Consider the following 16,466-nt stretch of genomic DNA (forward strand, 5'->3'; position numbering starts at 1 on the left):
GAGGGTATGACATGCAAATTCAAGAGTTAGGGATTGCCGTCTTATGGACGTTCCTATACGGCTATCTCATCGTCGCATCGATTGACTTCGGTGCTGGCTTCTTCGCATTCTATAGCCGTTATACAAAACGGGATCACTTGGTGAACCGTCTCGTTAAACGGTATTTGTCACCGACGTGGGAAGTGACGAACGTGTTTTTCGTCTTCTTCTTCGTCGGGATTGTCGGATTCTTTCCGGATACAGCTTATTACTATGGAACGGCGTTACTCGTTCCGGCATCCGTCGTGTTGATTTTACTTGCGATTCGCGGTAGCTTTTACGCATTCGCGAACTATGGGTCGAAAGAAAGCACGCTGTATATGTTCCTATACGGAGCCACAGGATTACTCATCCCAGCTTCGATGTCGACCGTATTGACGGTCAGTCAAGGTGGATTCATCACCGAGACGGAAAACGGCGTCTTCTTTGACGGCGCGAAGTTGTTCACCAATTTTTATTCATGGACAGTCGTCATCTTGGCGATTGTTTCAGTCCTCTATATTAGCGCGATGTTCCTCTTGTTCTATGCGGACAAAGCACGCGATCAAAATGCGGTCGAACTCGTCAGAAAATGGGCGCTCTTCTGGAGCGTTCCGACGATTATTGCTTCTGGGCTCGTCTTCTTCGGTTTGAAGTCGCAAGCTGCTTGGCACTACGAGAGCATCTTAGGAGGAAACTGGTGGTGGTTCGCAATGAGCTTCCTCTTCTTCGTGATTGCCGTATCATTCGTTTATATGAAGCGAAATTACGGGATTGCTTTCTTGATGGTCATGGGACAATTCTTTATGGCATGGTTCGGCTACGGATATTCACACTTACCTTATATCTTGTATCCGTATATCGATATCAATGGAAGTGTCGTCAACGAGTCGATGGCGGTGGCACTCGTCGTCGTATTCATCTTAGGATTGCTCCTTCTCGTTCCGGCGCTCTACTTGTTGCTCCGTTTGTTCCTGTTTGACAACGATTATGTACGCGGGAAACGTTCGAGCGGAAAAGCATGACTTTAAAGATGGGATTTCCTTCACATGAAGGAGATCCCATCTTGTTTTAAGTAGAGTTTTGAAAGGGAATCAGTTACACTGAACGAAGAATCAAGAAGAGACCATGTGTAGGAAAGGGATGTAGGATTATGACAGGTGAATTTGCAGTCATTGGTTTAGGGCGATTTGGTGGGTCGATCGTCCGTGAGTTGTCTTCAAACGGATACGATGTTCTTGCCATCGATTCAGATGAGGAACGCGTCAATGAGTTTATGGGTTTAGCTACTCATGCCGTAATCGCGGATACGACAGATGAAAACGTGTTGAAGAGTTTAGGGATTCGTAACTTTGAACACGTTATCGTTGCCATCGGTGAAAACATTCAAGCTTCGATTTTGACGACGTTGATCTTAAAAGAACTTGGCGTCCAAATCATCACTGTCAAAGCGACAAATGATTACCATGAAAAAGTTCTCCGTCGCATCGGTGCAGATAATATCGTCCACCCAGAACGAGATATGGGCGTTCGGATTGCAAACGGGTTGATGAGCCAGAGTATTTTAGATTATCTTGAATTATCAAATGAACATTCAATCGTGGAAATCAAAGCGTCAGATAAGCTGTCGAATAAATCGCTCATCGATTTGGATTTACGGGCAAAATATGGAGTCAACATTGTCGCCATTCGTCGTGATGACGATGTCCTCATTTCTCCGCAGGCGGATGAGATGATCTTATCAGAAGATATTTTGATTATCATCGGAAAAGATACCGATCTCGATAGACTTGAACGGACGTTACGTTCGAAATAAAAAAAGACCTCTTGAGCGATACCGTGATCGTTGAATCGATTGATCCAACTCGGCGGTTTGACGCAAGAGGTCTCTTTTTTTAGATTAATTTCATCGCTTTCAATCCATATTCGATTCCATCTTCAAGAATCGATTTCGTCACAAAGTCAGCAACGTCTTTCGCTTCAGAACGGGCATTTCCCATGGCAATCCCTGTCCCTACATATTGGAGCATGGCCAAGTCGTTCAAAGCGTCTCCAAACGCGTACGTATTCTCGAGTCGATAACCGTTCGCTTCGATAAAGTGACGAATGCCATCAGCTTTACTAGCACCTTTATTGATGACGTCCATCGCATGTGGATGCCAGCGGATGAAGTCGAACTCATGATAGGCATTGAGATAGTGATGCTCATCTTCAGGTGTACAGTAAAGGAGCGTTTGATAAACGTCTTCTTCTGCGTGGAAGTTTGGTTCGTAGCGAGGAATCGGCATGTCGAGTTCTCCGAGCGATTGCTTGACGATGGCGTCATCCGGTTTTGAAGCGCCGCCGCGATCTTGTCCCAGGTAGACGAGGGTATGGTCGTTCGACGTGGCATGAGTCGTCAAACGACCGAGCGCATCTTTAGAGAGTGTGTTGCGATACACGATTTCACCTTTATGCACAACGATTTGACCGTTGTAACAAACAAGGCTATCGATTCCGACGCGTTCCGGGATATCCGATAACATCGCTGGTCCTCGTCCCGTCGCGATAAACGTCTCGACGCCATTTTCACGAAGCGCTTGAATCGCTGAAATCGTTGAAGGTGGAATATAGCTACCTTCATGTAAAAGTGTGCCGTCAATGTCGAAAAAAACAACTTTTTGCTCTTCCATTTGATTCACCATTCTTTCTCTTTGTCTAAAAAATATGTTTTCTGATCCCACTAAAAGGATAACACGAAATAGGGAAACTACCACGAATATCACATCGTTAGTGAAATATTGCCATGATATGAGCTATAATGAAAAAAGAATCTTACGGACATATTCGAGAATCACTTATGTTTCACATAGATGTATTAATAATTGAAGTAAGGAGAGATTAAATGAAGTTTGTTAAGAACCACCAAACAGCCGTGTTCGCATTAGGCGGACTAGGAGAAATCGGGAAGAACACATACGTTGTTCAATTCCAAGATGAAATCATCGTCATCGATGCGGGAATCATGTTCCCAGAGGATGACTTGCTTGGGATTGACTATGTGATTCCGGATTACTCGTATTTGATTAAAAACAAGGACAAGGTAAAAGGGGTATTCATCACGCACGGTCACGAAGACCATATCGGTGGAATTCCATTCTTACTTAAGCAAGTTCAGTTACCGATTTACGCGACAAAACTTGCGCTTGGTTTGATTAAAGTAAAACTCGAGGAGCATGGATTGTTGCGTGAGGCGGAACTCCACGAAATCGATGAGGATTCACTCATCAAGTTCCGTAAAACGAGCATTTCGTTCTTCCGAACGACGCACTCGATTCCAAACTCGCTCGGTGTTGTCGTCAAAACACCACAGGGGAACATCGTCCATACAGGTGACTTCAAGTTCGACTTCACACCAGTCGGTGAACCTGCCGATCTCGCTAAGATGGCGGAGATTGGAAAAGAAGGCGTGCTCTGTCTCTTGTCTGACTCGACAAATGCGGAAGTCGAAGGCTTCACGATGAGTGAGAGCGTCGTTGGGGGAACGATTAGCGAGACGTTCCGTAAAGCAGACGGTCGAATCATCTTCGCGACATTCGCATCGAACATTTATCGATTGCAACAAGTCGTCGATGCGTGTGCTGAGACAGGACGTCATCTCATGATTTTCGGTCGTTCGATGGAGAAAGTCATGACAATCGGGCAAGAACTCGGATTCATCAACGTTCCGAAAGGGATGATCATTGAAGCGAATCAAATGCGTCACTATGATCCGAACGAGATTGCCATTCTTTGTACCGGTTCACAAGGTGAACCGATGGCCGCGCTTAGTCGTATCGCGAACGGGACACACCGTCAAGTGTCGATCATCCCGGGAGATACGGTCATCTTCTCATCTTCTCCGATTCCAGGGAACGCCATCTCGGTCGGAAAGACGATTGACCAGCTGTATAAAGCAGGGGCTGACGTCGTATACGGGAAGTTGACGAACATTCACACGTCTGGACACGGTTCACAACAAGAACAGTTGTTGATGATTCGTCTTCTCAATCCAAAATTCTTTATGCCGATTCACGGAGAGTATCGCATGCTGAAGAAACATGCGGAGCTTGCTGAATCAGTCGGGATTCCGAAAGAAAATAGCTTCGTCATGGATAACGGGGAAGTGCTTGCTGTCGATTCTGAGTCGGCTGCGGTCACCGGTAAAATTTCTGCGAACGCCGTTTACATTGATGGGAATGGAATCGGCGATATCGGGAATATTGTATTAAGGGATCGTCGTATCCTTTCTGAAGATGGACTCGTCGTCGTTGTCATCAGTATCGATGGCAAGACACGTAAACTCGTTTCAGGGCCGGATATCATCTCGCGTGGATTCGTCTATATGCGTGAATCGGGTAGCTTGATTCGTGACGGCGAACGTTTGTTGAAGAAAACCGTCGAGCAAGGGTTGTCAAATAAACAGATGAAGTGGTCGGAAATGAAACAACTCGTATCCGATACGCTCACACCATATTTGGCACAAAAGACGCGGAGACACCCGATGGTCCTGCCGATTATTATGGAAGTATGATCAAACGGGCTGTAGGTGACTACAGCCCGTTTTTTGAACTACAAAGGAGGAGGGGAACTCATGGCTAAGGAAAAAGGGAAAAAAGGATGGCTCAAGTGGGGATTGGCCATCATCGCTGTCATTTTTCTTATCACACTTGTGTATCACCAAGTGAAACCGTTACCGGAAGGGGTGTCACGACAATCTGAACCTTATCTCATTTCGGATGACCAAATCGATTTTCTTCATGATTTGACATATCAGGGTGATGATACAGAAATTATTGAGCAAGAAATTTTTGATGAAGTCGAGCGAGCAATTCAGGAAGCCGAGGAATATATCGTCATGGACTTTTTCTTATTCAACCCTTATTCGAATGAAGACCGGCAATATCCGGATATCACGGCGCGATTGTCATCAGCGCTGCTGGAGCAAATGGAGCGGTACCCGGACTTGAAAGTCGTCTTTATTACAGACGATATCAATACGACGTATAACGGGCACGTTTCCGACCACTTCGATGTGCTAGAAGAGGCGGGGGTGGAAGTTGTGTACACGAATCTCGACGCACTTCGTGACCCAAACATTTTGTACTCCACGTTTTATCGGATGGCGCTTCAATGGTTTGGGGATAGTCAGGACGGATGGTTGCCGAATCCGATGGCCTCGTCGGCACCGGATATTACCGTTCGGGCGTATTTAAGATTGCTGAACATTAAAGCGAACCACCGAAAAGTGATGGTGACAGAAAATGAAGGGTTCGTATTATCGGCGAACCCGCATGATGCGAGTGGGTATCACTCAAATGTCGGTGTTCATTTAAAAGGACCCATTTTAAAAGAGATAGCTAAAGGGGAACAAGCAGTCGCGACGTTCTCAATAGGCGATGCACGACGTTTCCCGGACGATGACGCATTATCGAAGATCGAAAGCGCGCCGAACGAGGCGCCGATGGAGATTCGTTACGTCACGGAAGGGAAGATTCAGGAGTCGGTGCTCGATGCGATAAATGGAGCGGCGGACGGCGATACGATATGGATCGGTATGTTCTACTTGGCTGACCGAAATATCATTCAAGCAATTGAGGATGCCGCCGGCCGAGGCGTGACCGTGAACATGATTCTCGACCCGAATACGAACGCATTTGGTCGTTCAAAATCGGGATTGCCGAACTTACCTGTGACGGCAGAACTAAATACCGTCAATCCTGAACAAATCGAAATTCGTTGGTATGATGTCGGCAAGGAACAATATCATCCAAAAATCCTCTTTGTGGACGGGGAAGAGAAGACAGTCGTCCTAGGCTCAGGGAATTATACGACACGAAATATGAACGATTACAACCTTGAGGCAGACGTCGAGGTAAAAGGAGAAGAGGATACAGCTTTCTTTGATGAAGTAGACGATTATTTCAATCGCTTATGGAATAACGAGGATGGAACGTACACTGTGGCATATGACGAGATTCAAACCGATCTCCCACTTGGAAAGTACGTGATGTATTGGCTTCAAAAAGTGACATGGACGATGACATACTAAAAAACAGCTATCCTCAAATTGGGGATAGCTGTTTTGACGTTAGTTCGTCTCGATTGGATTAAACTCATTCGTATATTCATATAAGAATTTCCTGGTCTCTTTCAAGACGTCACTCTTACGGTGAAGCGAGAAATGATCGTACGGTACGGTCTCTGTTTGAATGTTATTTGTATATTCTTCTAGTAACAGAGAACTCTCCGGCTCAATCAGATTGAACTCGCCGCCTCGTCCAGAGAAGGATAGCACTTGTACGGATCGTGGCCATGTCTCCAGTTTTGACTGGAACGCTTGTAGCCCGTCCGAGTTGGGTGATAAGTCACGGATAGCTGGGCTACCTGTGTTGATTCCAAAGTTACTAGCCGATAGGCCAAAGTTTGCGAGTCGAGTGCCGCCGAATGGACTATCAAACGTGACGAACTTGTCGACGATGTATGTCTCCTGATTCAAAATGTAGTTGGCTGCTGCAACGCCACCCATACTATGACCGAGGATATACATGCGATCGAATGAGCGGTTTCTCGTTTTCTTATACGTTTCAATGGCTGAATTTAACCATTTCGTTTGATTGTTCAAAGAAGCTTCTGCATCCTCGAACTCGATTCGAACGATTGGACGATTCGAGCTATAGTCATAAATTTCGCAATCGGTTTTTCCTTTGACAGTTACCGTACAAAGGGCGCCGTCGGTAGCCTGACCACTCTCTTCCATCGCTTGCGAGAAGCGGAGGAACGTTCGGTCAGTCCCAAGTAGACCATGCACCGCGAAAGTAGGGATAAATTCGTTCGTCTGAGACGCTTGGCGAATCGCCTCGGATTGTCGCTCATTCGCCAATTCTTGTCGGAATGTCCCGACAATCAATACGAGCGAGAGGGAAACAATCAATAACCCCAACAGACGTGAACGAATTGACGTTTCTCTAGGGTTGCCGACGTTTCGTCTATACTTGCGCCAAATGAAATAACTTAAGATGATGGTTGCCACCAATACGATGATGGTGATCACCCATGCTTTAACGTTCGGTACATGGGCGACGAGTGTTAAATTATTTTGACGTCCTCCGTACACTTGCCATTCGACATGCTTCATCGAGCGAAGGTCAAGTCCCGTCCCGTCCTCCACAAACACACCGGTCGGAACGGTCAAGTTAAAACGAATGTCGGCTTGACGGATATAGCGCTCGGCTAATTTTTTCGGAGAGCCCGATAGTTCGACACCCGGTAAGTCAACCTGGTCAAGTCGGAGGTCGAGGTTCGTCTGCATCGTGTAAGAGTCAAACCAGATGCCATCTCGCTGCTCGATGTCGAATTGAATGTCAGGTGGGACGAGAATTCCGGCTGGACCCGTTTTCCATTCTTCTTTAATCTGTTGCAACTCATCCACATTGCGGAACGTTTTCTTTAAGACCATTCCTTCATAGTCATCGGCACTTGAATAATCTTCTGTCTCGTACCCGTTTTCCTCCGCCTGCTCCTTCCACGTATCCCAGTCGAGCCTGAGATTGAGCAACTTCATTACTGGGTGGTCGCGGAAAGCATACGTGGTTTCGAGAGAAACGGATTGATCGTAATGCACGGTCGCATCGTAATTAATGCGCACACATCCGCCGATTAAAAGAAATAAAAATGGGAATAGTAACAACAGTGCCCTTTTTCTCGAGCTAAACATGTTAAATCGGTTCGCCGTATGTGTCTAGCGGATTCGACGTATTGATTCGGTCATAGAACAAGATGCCGTCCAAATGGTCGAGCTCGTGCTGACACACGATTGCACGCATTCCCCGAAGGCGCAGCTTGATTGGCTGTCCGTCTCGGTCGAACCCTTCTAATGTGATTCGACGAAAACGAGGTACATTTCCTTTGACCACGCGATCGACTGACAAGCATCCTTCCCCGCCATTTAAAAATGTCTGTTCGACAGAGTGGCTCGTGATTTTAGGATTGAAAATCGAAAGTTTGAACGTCTCTTCCTCTTCTTGTAGCAAGACTGTGAAGAAACGACGGTTTACCCCGAGTTGTGGCGCGGCGATTCCGACACCACCTCGTAACTCGTATTTTTCACTCATCTCTGGGTCTTGACTATTGACGAGGAACGTCTCCATTTCGTGGAGTAACGCCAAGTCCTCTTCGGTTGGAGGAATCGGTACTTCAATTGAACGTGTGCGGAGTCGTTCGTCTCCTTCGCGAATGACGTCTTTCATCGTTAACATGTGCAACTTCCTTTCTATAAAACATATATGATTGATTATATCATATTTAAAGAGAGAAGAATGTGGATGGTACAGAAGGTGAAACGAAAATGATACAGAGACAAAATGAATGTCATATCCCTTGAATGTAAGCGTTTTATTTCAGTAAGCATATTTTTTGCGTTATTATAACAACCCGTTTTATACTAACTAGGAAACGGCAGGAGAGCATAACTTTCCTGAATTACGTTAATACAGATTGCTTTTTTGGACAGATACACGTAAGATTTGAGATAGTGTTTGATCACAAAAAAGACAATTGTCTCATAGTTGAAAGGATGAGGTGAAACGAATGAACAACGTTCAGGTACTTCAAAACGTGGAAGAAAACTTCCAAACGTTCCGTATTCTCGACGAGAAGGGTGAGGTCGTCAACCAAGACGCAATGCCTGACCTAACGGACGAGCAACTTCAGGAACTCATGCGCCGCATGGTCTATACTCGAATCTGGGACCAACGCGCCATCTCACTTAACCGTCAAGGACGCCTAGGATTCTATGCGCCAGTGGCAGGTCAAGAGGCGACGATGATCGGGACGCAATACGCGCTCGACAAAGAGGACTGGATTCTTCCAGGATACCGTGATATTCCACAACTCGTATTCCACGGACTTCCGCTTTATCAAGCGTTCTTGTTCTCACGTGGACACGTGGCAGGAAACCGTATCCCTGAAGGTGTCAACGTATTGATGCCGCAAATCATCATCGGTGCACAAATCATTCAAACTGCGGGTGTGGCTATGGGCCTCAAACGCAACGGCAACAAAAATGTCGCTATTACTTACACAGGTGACGGTGGCTCATCACAAGGTGACTTCTACGAAGGATTGAATTTTGCAGGTGCATTCAAATCACCAGCAATCTTCGTCGTTCAAAACAACCGCTTCGCTATTTCGACACCAGTTGAGAAGCAAACAGCAGCTAAAACGATCGCGCAAAAAGCTGTTGCAGCTGGAATCAACGGAATCCAAGTAGACGGAATGGACGTTCTTGCAGTGCTTGCAGCGACACAACAAGCTCGCGTAGACGCACTCGAAGGAACACCAACGCTCATCGAGTCACTCACTTACCGTTACGGACCACACACGCTCGCTGGGGATGACCCAACACGTTACCGTACAAAAGAACTCGACACAGAGTATCAAGAAAAAGATCCACTCGTACGTTTCCGTCTCTTCCTTGAGAACAAAAAACTCTGGAACGAAGACATGGAGAACGAAGTGATCGAGCAAGCGAAAGCTGATGTGAAAGAAGCAATCAGCCAAGCTGACAAAGAACCAAAACAAAAAGTTTCGGACTTCATCAACAACATGTTCGAAGAACTTCCTTCAAACTTGAAAGAACAGCTTGAAGAATATACTGCAAAGGAGTCGAAGTAAGTTATGGCTCAAATGACAATGATCCAAGCGATTACTGATGCGATGCGCGTTGAAATGAAACGCGACGAGAAAGTACTTCTCTTCGGAGAAGACGTTGGTAAAAACGGTGGGGTATTCCGTGCGACGGAAGGTCTCCAAGACGAGCTCGGCGAAGACCGTGTCTTCGACACGCCACTCGCTGAATCAGGGATTGGTGGTCTTGCAATCGGTCTAGGTCTTACTGGATTCCGTCCGATTATGGAAGTTCAATTCTTCGGATTCGTATTCGAAGTATTTGACTCAATCGCAGCTCAAATGGCACGTATGCGTTACCGTTCAGGCGGCGCTTACAGCCAACCGATCACAATCCGTTCACCATTCGGTGGTGGAGTTAAGACACCTGAGCTTCACGCGGACAGCCTTGAAGGTTTGATGGCTCAGACACCTGGTCTTAAAGTCGTTATTCCATCGACTCCTTACGATGCAAAAGGTTTGTTGATCGCGTCAATCCGTGACAACGACCCAGTTGTGTTCCTCGAGCACATGAAATTGTATCGTTCATTCCGTGGCGAAGTACCTGAAGGTGATTACACAATCGAACTCGGTAAAGCAGATGTGAAACGTGAAGGTACAGACGTTTCAATCATCACTTACGGTGCGATGGTGCACACTTCACTTAAAGCAGCGGAAGAGCTCGAAAAAGAAAACATCAACGTTGAAGTCATCGACCTCATGACAGTGAGCCCGCTTGATATCGACACAATCGTAGAATCTGTTAAGAAAACAGGTCGTGCGATCGTCGTTCAAGAGGCACAACGTCAAGCAGGTATCGCAGCAAACGTTGTAACTGAAATTCAAGAACGCGCAATTCTTCACCTCGAAGCACCAGTTCTTCGAGTAACTGCACCAGACACAGTCTTCGCATTTGCACAAGGTGAAGACATGTGGTTACCAGACCATAAAGATGTCGTTGCAAAAGTTAAGGAAGTTGTGAACTTCTAAGATCGTGTCGAATAAATGATGAGGGAGAATTATCTCCCTTGTCGTGTTTACATGATGAATTGATGGGAGGAAAAACCAGTGGCAGTATTTGAATTTAAATTACCAGATATCGGTGAAGGTATTCACGAAGGTGAAATCGTCAAGTGGTTCGTAAAAGCAGGGGATACGGTCAAAGAGGACGATGTTCTTTTAGAAGTACAAAACGACAAAGCAGTCGTTGAAATCCCAGCTCCAGTCGACGGTACAGTCAAAGAAGTTAAAGTTTCTGAAGGTACAGTTGCCGTAGTCGGCGACGTCCTCATTTCGTTTGACATCGAAGGCGACGCACCAGCAGGTGAAGAAGAAGAGACACCTGAACAACCAAAAGCAGAAGAGAAGACAGAAGACGTAAAAGAAGATGTGAAAGAAGACGCGCCACGCGACGTTCAACTTCACAAATCTGAGCGTGTCATCGCAATGCCATCTGTCCGTAAATATGCACGTGAAAAAGGTGTCGACATCCGTGAAGTAAACGGTTCTGGCGACAACGGCCGCGTCTTGAAAGAAGACATCGATGCATTCGCGAACGGTGAAGCACCGTCTGCAGAAGCTACAACAGAGAAAACAGATTCTGTAGCACCAGCAGCAGCTGCGAAAACGGAAATCAAGCCTTACGAGTCAGCGACTCCAGAACTTGAAACACGTGAGAAAATCCGTGGAATCCGTAAAGCCATCTCGAAAGCTATGGTTAACTCGAAACACACTGCACCACACGTTACACTCATGGACGAAGTCGACGTTACAAAACTCGTCGCACTCCGCAAAGACTTCAAACAAGTCGCGGCTGACCAAGGCGTGAAACTCACGTACTTGCCATTCGTCGTGAAAGCATTGACTGCTGCAGCGAAAGCATTCCCAACAATCAACGCTTCAATCGATGATGTGAACGAAGAAATCGTTTACAAAAACTATTACAACATCGGTATCGCAGCTGACACGGACAACGGACTCGTTGTACCAGTCGTAAAAGATGCAGACCGTAAATCAATCTATGCACTTGCTACAAACATTAACGAACTTGCAGGTAAAGCTCGTGAAGGTAAGCTCGCTGGGGAAGACATGAAAGGCGGATCGATCACAATCACAAACATCGGTTCTGCTGGTGGACAATGGTTCACACCTGTCATCAACCACCCAGAAGTTGCAATTCTCGGTATCGGTCGTATCGCTGAGAAAGCTGTCGTGAAGAACGGTGAAATCGTTGCTGCGCCAGTACTTGCACTTTCATTCAGCTTTGACCACCGCCTCATCGACGGTGCGACTGCACAAAACGCTCTTAACATGGTGAAACGCTTGCTCGAAGACCCAGCACTTCTAATGATGGAGGGATAAGAACATGGTAGTAGGAGAATTCGCACAAGAAACTGATTTGCTTGTCATCGGTGCCGGTCCTGGTGGATACGTTGCCGCAATCCGTGGCGCACAGCTCGGAATGAAAGTAACAATCGTTGAGAAAGGCAACTTCGGTGGTGTCTGCTTAAACGTCGGATGTATCCCATCGAAAGCGTTGATCACAGCTGGACACAACTTCCAACACGCTAAAGGACATGATTCAATGGGAATCTCGTCTGACAACGTGTCAGTGGACTTCACAAAAGTTCAAGACTGGAAACAGTCAGTTGTTAACAAATTGACTGGCGGTGTCAAAGGTCTCCTTAAAGGAAACAAGATTGAAATCGTTCAAGGTGAAGCTTTCTTCGCTTCTGAAGACACAGTTCGTGTCATCACAGAAGACAGCTCAACTCCTTACAAATTCAAAAAAGCGATCGTTGCGACTGGTTCTACACCAATCGAGATTCCATCGTTCAAATGGTCAAAACGCGTCCTTTCTTCAACTGGCGCATTGGCACTTCCTGAAGTACCGAAGAAACTCGTCGTCATCGGCGGTGGATACATCGGTATGGAGCTCGGTACTGCATACGCTAACTTCGATACAGAAGTAGTTGTTGTAGAAGGCGCTAGCGACATCTTGTCTGGTTTCGAACCACAAATGACGCAAATCGTTAAGAAGAAACTCAAACAAAAAGGGAACGTCACAATCCACACAAACGCACTTGCTAAAGGCGTCGAAGAAACGGAAGACGGCGTAACTGTTAAGTTTGAAGTAAACGGTGAAGAGCAATCTGTTGAAGCGGACTATGTCCTCGTCACAGTTGGTCGTCGTCCAAACACAGGCGACATCGGCCTTGAGAACGCGGACGTTAAAATCAGCGACCGTGGAATCATCGAAATCGATGACCAGTGTAAGACTTCGAACGAAAACATCTATGCAATCGGTGATATCGTTCCTGGACCACCACTTGCACACAAAGCATCTTACGAGGCGAAAATCGCAGCGGAAGCAGCAGCAGGTAAGCCAGCTTACCTCGACTACTCTGCAATCCCTGCAGTCGTCTTCACAGATCCTGAACTCGCAACTGTTGGTTACACAGAGCCACTCGCAAAAGAAGAAGGACTCGAAATCACAGTTTCGAAATTCCCATTCGCAGCGAACGGTCGTGCACTTGCACTTGACGAGCCAGACGGCTTCATGAAGCTCATCACTCGCAAAGAGGACGGTCTCTTGATCGGTGCTCAAATCGCGGGTACTGGCGCTTCAGATATGATTGCTGAGCTTGGTCTCGCAATCGAAGCTGGTATGACTGCTGAAGATATCGCACTTACAATCCACGCTCACCCATCACTCGGTGAGATGGCAATGGAAGCTGCTGAAATCGCAATGGGTATGCCAATCCACGTCGTTAAATAAGTATGCTAGTAAAAACTCTCTCACTTTTCGTGAGAGAGTTTTTTGATATAGGTGACGACGCGTTCGACTTCTTGGAATCCGATTTTCTCGTGGAACTGTTGGCTGCTCTCGTTTTCAAGTTCGGTATCTGATGCCAGTTCGATACAACCATGACTTGCCGCGAATGTTGAGGCAGCATCAATCAGACGGGCGGCGACACCTCTTTGACGCTCTGCTTCAATGACATAGATTCCTTCCACATAGGCTGTCGGAGACATGCTTGAACCTGGCACGTAGTCATGCCGGAAGCTGAGCTGGCAAAATCCAATCGCTTTTGTGTCAGAGGATGCGATGAAATAATGCATTTTTTTTGAAGCAAGACCGAGTTTGACTTCCATCCGCAATTCCTCAATCGGGGCGTCGGGCCATAGCTCATGCATCAACTTTACGAGTGCTTCTTGATTTGACGATTTGGCATACTCAATTTTCATGATGACTCTCTCCTTAGGTTTCATACTTGTAGTATAAAGGAAAATACTTGTGAAGAGAGAAGGGAGGGAATCCTGATGGCATTCGATGAGGAGTTATTATATACCGTATCTGAGACGAGTCGCGTACGTTTCACCGGGATTGAGACAGAAGCTGCCCGCTATGATTTTGGTTTCGTCTATACACACCAATTTATGGGCAAGGTATTAGTCGTCTGTATGCAAACCGGTCAATCGGCCCTTCTCGATCTACATGCTTTAGAAGAGCCCCGTCAATTGTATCCGATGCTCGGCATTAACTTGAATGATACAGAACACGTCGCTGAATTTTTACGACTCTGCCTAGTTGAAAAAACAGAAGCATCTGAAGAAATTGACACTTGAAAACATGTAAGCGTTTTCTTATAATAGGCAATAGGGGAAGCAATTCGATCATCTACAGCCACCTTTTCTGAGATGACATAAAAAATGAGCCGGTCACGATGACCGGCTCATTTTTTTGTTTAGCGAATCGCTTTCGTTTGTTGGATGACTTTGATCATCTGAAGAGACTCATCTTCAAGACCTTGAACCGGGAGACCGGCTTCGATGTTGGCCATGATGTATTCGAGTGTCGACGTTGTGATCAACTCACCTGGAATGATGATTGGAATCCCTGGTGGGTACACCATAATGAATTCCGCTGAAATGCGTCCGACGGCGTTCTCAAGAGGGATTGTCTCCGTCTCTTCATAAAACGCATCACGCGGGCTAAGAGCCAATGGCGGGATTTCAGGAAGCATAATCGAGAGTGAGTCATTCCCAGACTTCTGATAAACGGACACGACGTCACGCATCGCTTCAATCAATGCTTGAATCGTCGACTCATCGTCTGCTGACGTGACAATGAAGAGCACGTTTAATAAATCTGACATCTCGACTTCGATGCGGTGTTTCTCACGAAGATACTTCTCGACTTCAAATCCTGTCACACCGAGCTCACGAACCGACACGAGCACTTTTGTCTCATCGAGTGCATAAGTCGACTCTGAGTGAAGCTCCGCATGTCCGTAAACCGACAAGTTCGGCATTTGACCGATTGCTGTACGTGCTGCTCGAGCAAGGTCAAGCGCACGTTCGTTCATCATATGACCTTTCGTCGCAAGCTGTCGACGCGCCGCATCAAGAGAAGCGAGGAGCAAGTATGATGTTGAAGTTGTCGTGATCATCGAAAGCATCGCGTGAATCCGCTCTGGTGACACGAGACCCCGGCGTACGTTCAAGATGGAACTTCCTGTCATCGAGCCGCCAAGTTTATGCACGCTCGTTGCCGCCACGTCCGCTCCGGCTTGCATCGCCGAGAGTGGGAGTTCATCGTGAAACGGAAGATGGACGCCGTGTGCCTCATCGACAAGTACGGGCACGTCTTGTGCATGAGCGACGTCAACGATTCGCTCCAAATCACCCGCGACACCGAAATAAGTCGGGTTGATAACGAGTACGGCTTTTGTATCCGGGTGAAGCTCGAGTGCGCGTTCTACGGCACTTGCTGTAATCCCGTGCGCGATGCCGTACGTCTCATCGAATTCTGGGTGGATGAAGACCGGGTGTGCACCCGTCAAGACGAGCGCGGACATGACCGATTTGTGCACGTTACGTGGAACGATGATTTTCTCATTCGGTCCGACGACGCCCATGATCATCGCCATGATGGCACTCGACGTTCCTTGAACGGAGAAAAAGGTCTCATCAGCACGGAACGCCTCTGCCGCCAAGCGTTCCGCTTCAGCGATTGCCGCTTTTGGATGATGAAGGTCATCGAGTGGGGCAATGTTAATCAAATCAATTTTTAGGGCGTTTTCGCCAATAAAGTCACGAAACTCCGGATCCATCCCTTTCCCGCTCTTGTGACCAGGAATATGGAACGCAATCGGATTTGAGTCGACATGTTCAAGTAACGTGTCAAATAGTGGCGTTTCGAGCTGAGTAGCACCTTTTAATTTCAATCGTAAATCCCCCTTGGAATCAGTTTATTTATTAGATGAATGATATCGTTAATTTATATGTTGATTTAAAAAAGAAGCAACAAAAAAACTATAGAGATTTCTGACGTAACTTGCAATAGTTTTTTTTGTTGATACAATGAGTGTCGAGGTGAACATTATGCAAATCAACTATCCGATTAATCCGGATTGGACGACCGATGAATTGATCGAAGTCGTCGAGTTCTACAATGTCGTCGCACAAGCGAATGAAGGTGGAGTCGAGCGTGAGGTTTTTCTAGACGCGTATCGTGCCTTCAAGCAAATCGTAACATCTAAGTCAGAGGAGAAACAACTGAACACGGTTCACGACGAACAGACTGGATATTCTACGTATCGTACCGTTCAAGCGGCGATGAAGTCGTCGAGCAAAATGATTAAATTGTAAGTCCGAGCATGCCCGAGCAAATGAACTGCTCCCCGTCAAGTAGACAGGGCAAATAATGAAAACCAAATTAGGCGGCTTGAGACCTGTATTCGACAGGGCTCAAGCCGTTT

The 16,466-nt window shown here is 46.6% G+C and carries 15 protein-coding genes; 10 read left to right on the forward strand and 5 right to left on the reverse strand.

Features of this window, described 5'->3' with window-relative positions:
- Positions 1-11 precede the first annotated feature (11 nt).
- Together KNO92_RS07035 and KNO92_RS07040 are read left to right on the forward strand one after the other, a co-directional pair.
- Positions 12-1,043 (forward strand): cytochrome d ubiquinol oxidase subunit II, encoded by a 1,032-nt coding sequence (locus tag KNO92_RS07035; RefSeq protein ID WP_074035002.1) that lies wholly within the window; start codon positions 12-14, stop codon positions 1,041-1,043.
- 128 nt (positions 1,044-1,171) lie between these two features.
- Positions 1,172-1,834, forward strand: coding sequence for a potassium channel family protein (locus KNO92_RS07040; protein WP_214695570.1), 663 nt, complete (start codon positions 1,172-1,174; stop codon positions 1,832-1,834).
- 79 nt (positions 1,835-1,913) lie between these two features.
- Here KNO92_RS07040 and KNO92_RS07045 read toward each other — a convergent pair whose 3' ends face one another.
- Entirely contained in the window at positions 1,914-2,702 is a 789-nt protein-coding gene (locus tag KNO92_RS07045; protein WP_214760620.1) for a Cof-type HAD-IIB family hydrolase, read from the reverse strand.
- 200 nt (positions 2,703-2,902) lie between these two features.
- Here KNO92_RS07045 and rnjA point away from each other — a divergent pair, with 200 nt between their 5' ends.
- Positions 2,903-4,570, forward strand: coding sequence for a ribonuclease J1 (rnjA, locus tag KNO92_RS07050; protein ID WP_015881254.1), 1,668 nt, complete (start codon positions 2,903-2,905; stop codon positions 4,568-4,570).
- A 60-nt stretch (positions 4,571-4,630) separates the two neighbouring features.
- Positions 4,631-6,088 carry a phospholipase D family protein gene (locus KNO92_RS07055; protein ID WP_214760622.1) on the forward strand — a complete coding sequence of 486 codons (1,458 nt, stop codon included), beginning with the start codon at positions 4,631-4,633 and terminating at the stop codon, positions 6,086-6,088.
- Positions 6,089-6,127: 39 nt separating this feature from the next.
- On the opposite strand, the gene KNO92_RS07060 is transcribed toward KNO92_RS07055, so the two are convergent.
- The gene (locus tag KNO92_RS07060; RefSeq protein ID WP_214760624.1) at positions 6,128-7,753 is read right to left on the reverse strand and encodes an alpha/beta hydrolase; all 1,626 of its coding nucleotides are present in this window, start codon (positions 7,751-7,753) and stop codon (positions 6,128-6,130) included.
- A gap of 1 nt (position 7,754) precedes the next feature.
- Positions 7,755-8,294, reverse strand: a complete 540-nt coding sequence (gene def / locus KNO92_RS07065; protein WP_214695575.1) for a peptide deformylase — start codon at positions 8,292-8,294, stop codon at positions 7,755-7,757.
- A 331-nt stretch (positions 8,295-8,625) separates the two neighbouring features.
- Between def and pdhA the strand changes: the two genes are divergently transcribed.
- The 4 genes from pdhA (at position 8,626) to lpdA (ending at position 13,480) form a co-directional block, all read left to right on the forward strand.
- Positions 8,626-9,711 carry a pyruvate dehydrogenase (acetyl-transferring) E1 component subunit alpha gene (gene pdhA / locus KNO92_RS07070; protein ID WP_015881258.1) on the forward strand — a complete coding sequence of 362 codons (1,086 nt, stop codon included), beginning with the start codon at positions 8,626-8,628 and terminating at the stop codon, positions 9,709-9,711.
- 3 nt (positions 9,712-9,714) lie between these two features.
- On the forward strand, positions 9,715-10,692 hold the full coding sequence (locus tag KNO92_RS07075; RefSeq protein ID WP_074034993.1) for an alpha-ketoacid dehydrogenase subunit beta: 978 nt from the start codon (positions 9,715-9,717) through the stop codon (positions 10,690-10,692).
- A gap of 78 nt (positions 10,693-10,770) precedes the next feature.
- Positions 10,771-12,063 carry a dihydrolipoamide acetyltransferase family protein gene (locus KNO92_RS07080; RefSeq protein ID WP_214695577.1) on the forward strand — a complete coding sequence of 431 codons (1,293 nt, stop codon included), beginning with the start codon at positions 10,771-10,773 and terminating at the stop codon, positions 12,061-12,063.
- A 4-nt stretch (positions 12,064-12,067) separates the two neighbouring features.
- On the forward strand, positions 12,068-13,480 hold the full coding sequence (lpdA, locus tag KNO92_RS07085) for a dihydrolipoyl dehydrogenase (protein WP_074034989.1): 1,413 nt from the start codon (positions 12,068-12,070) through the stop codon (positions 13,478-13,480).
- A 20-nt stretch (positions 13,481-13,500) separates the two neighbouring features.
- On the opposite strand, the gene aac(6') is transcribed toward lpdA, so the two are convergent.
- On the reverse strand, positions 13,501-13,950 hold the full coding sequence (gene aac(6'), locus KNO92_RS07090) for an aminoglycoside 6'-N-acetyltransferase (protein ID WP_214760626.1): 450 nt from the start codon (positions 13,948-13,950) through the stop codon (positions 13,501-13,503).
- A gap of 75 nt (positions 13,951-14,025) precedes the next feature.
- On the opposite strand from aac(6'), the gene KNO92_RS07095 reads away from it, so the two are divergent.
- Positions 14,026-14,331, forward strand: coding sequence for a DUF3055 domain-containing protein (locus KNO92_RS07095; protein WP_074034985.1), 306 nt, complete (start codon positions 14,026-14,028; stop codon positions 14,329-14,331).
- Positions 14,332-14,450: 119 nt separating this feature from the next.
- Here the strand turns inward: KNO92_RS07095 and KNO92_RS07100 are convergent, their stop codons facing one another.
- The gene (locus tag KNO92_RS07100) at positions 14,451-15,932 is read right to left on the reverse strand and encodes an aminotransferase class I/II-fold pyridoxal phosphate-dependent enzyme (RefSeq protein WP_214760628.1); all 1,482 of its coding nucleotides are present in this window, start codon (positions 15,930-15,932) and stop codon (positions 14,451-14,453) included.
- A gap of 157 nt (positions 15,933-16,089) precedes the next feature.
- On the opposite strand from KNO92_RS07100, the gene KNO92_RS07105 reads away from it, so the two are divergent.
- Complete coding sequence (locus KNO92_RS07105) at positions 16,090-16,356, forward strand: UPF0223 family protein (RefSeq protein ID WP_214695627.1); 267 nt, start codon at positions 16,090-16,092, stop codon at positions 16,354-16,356.
- Positions 16,357-16,466 lie beyond the last annotated feature (110 nt).

The organism is Exiguobacterium sp. s129 (genome assembly GCF_018617585.1).
Taxonomy (GTDB): domain Bacteria; phylum Bacillota; class Bacilli; order Exiguobacteriales; family Exiguobacteriaceae; genus Exiguobacterium; species Exiguobacterium aestuarii_A.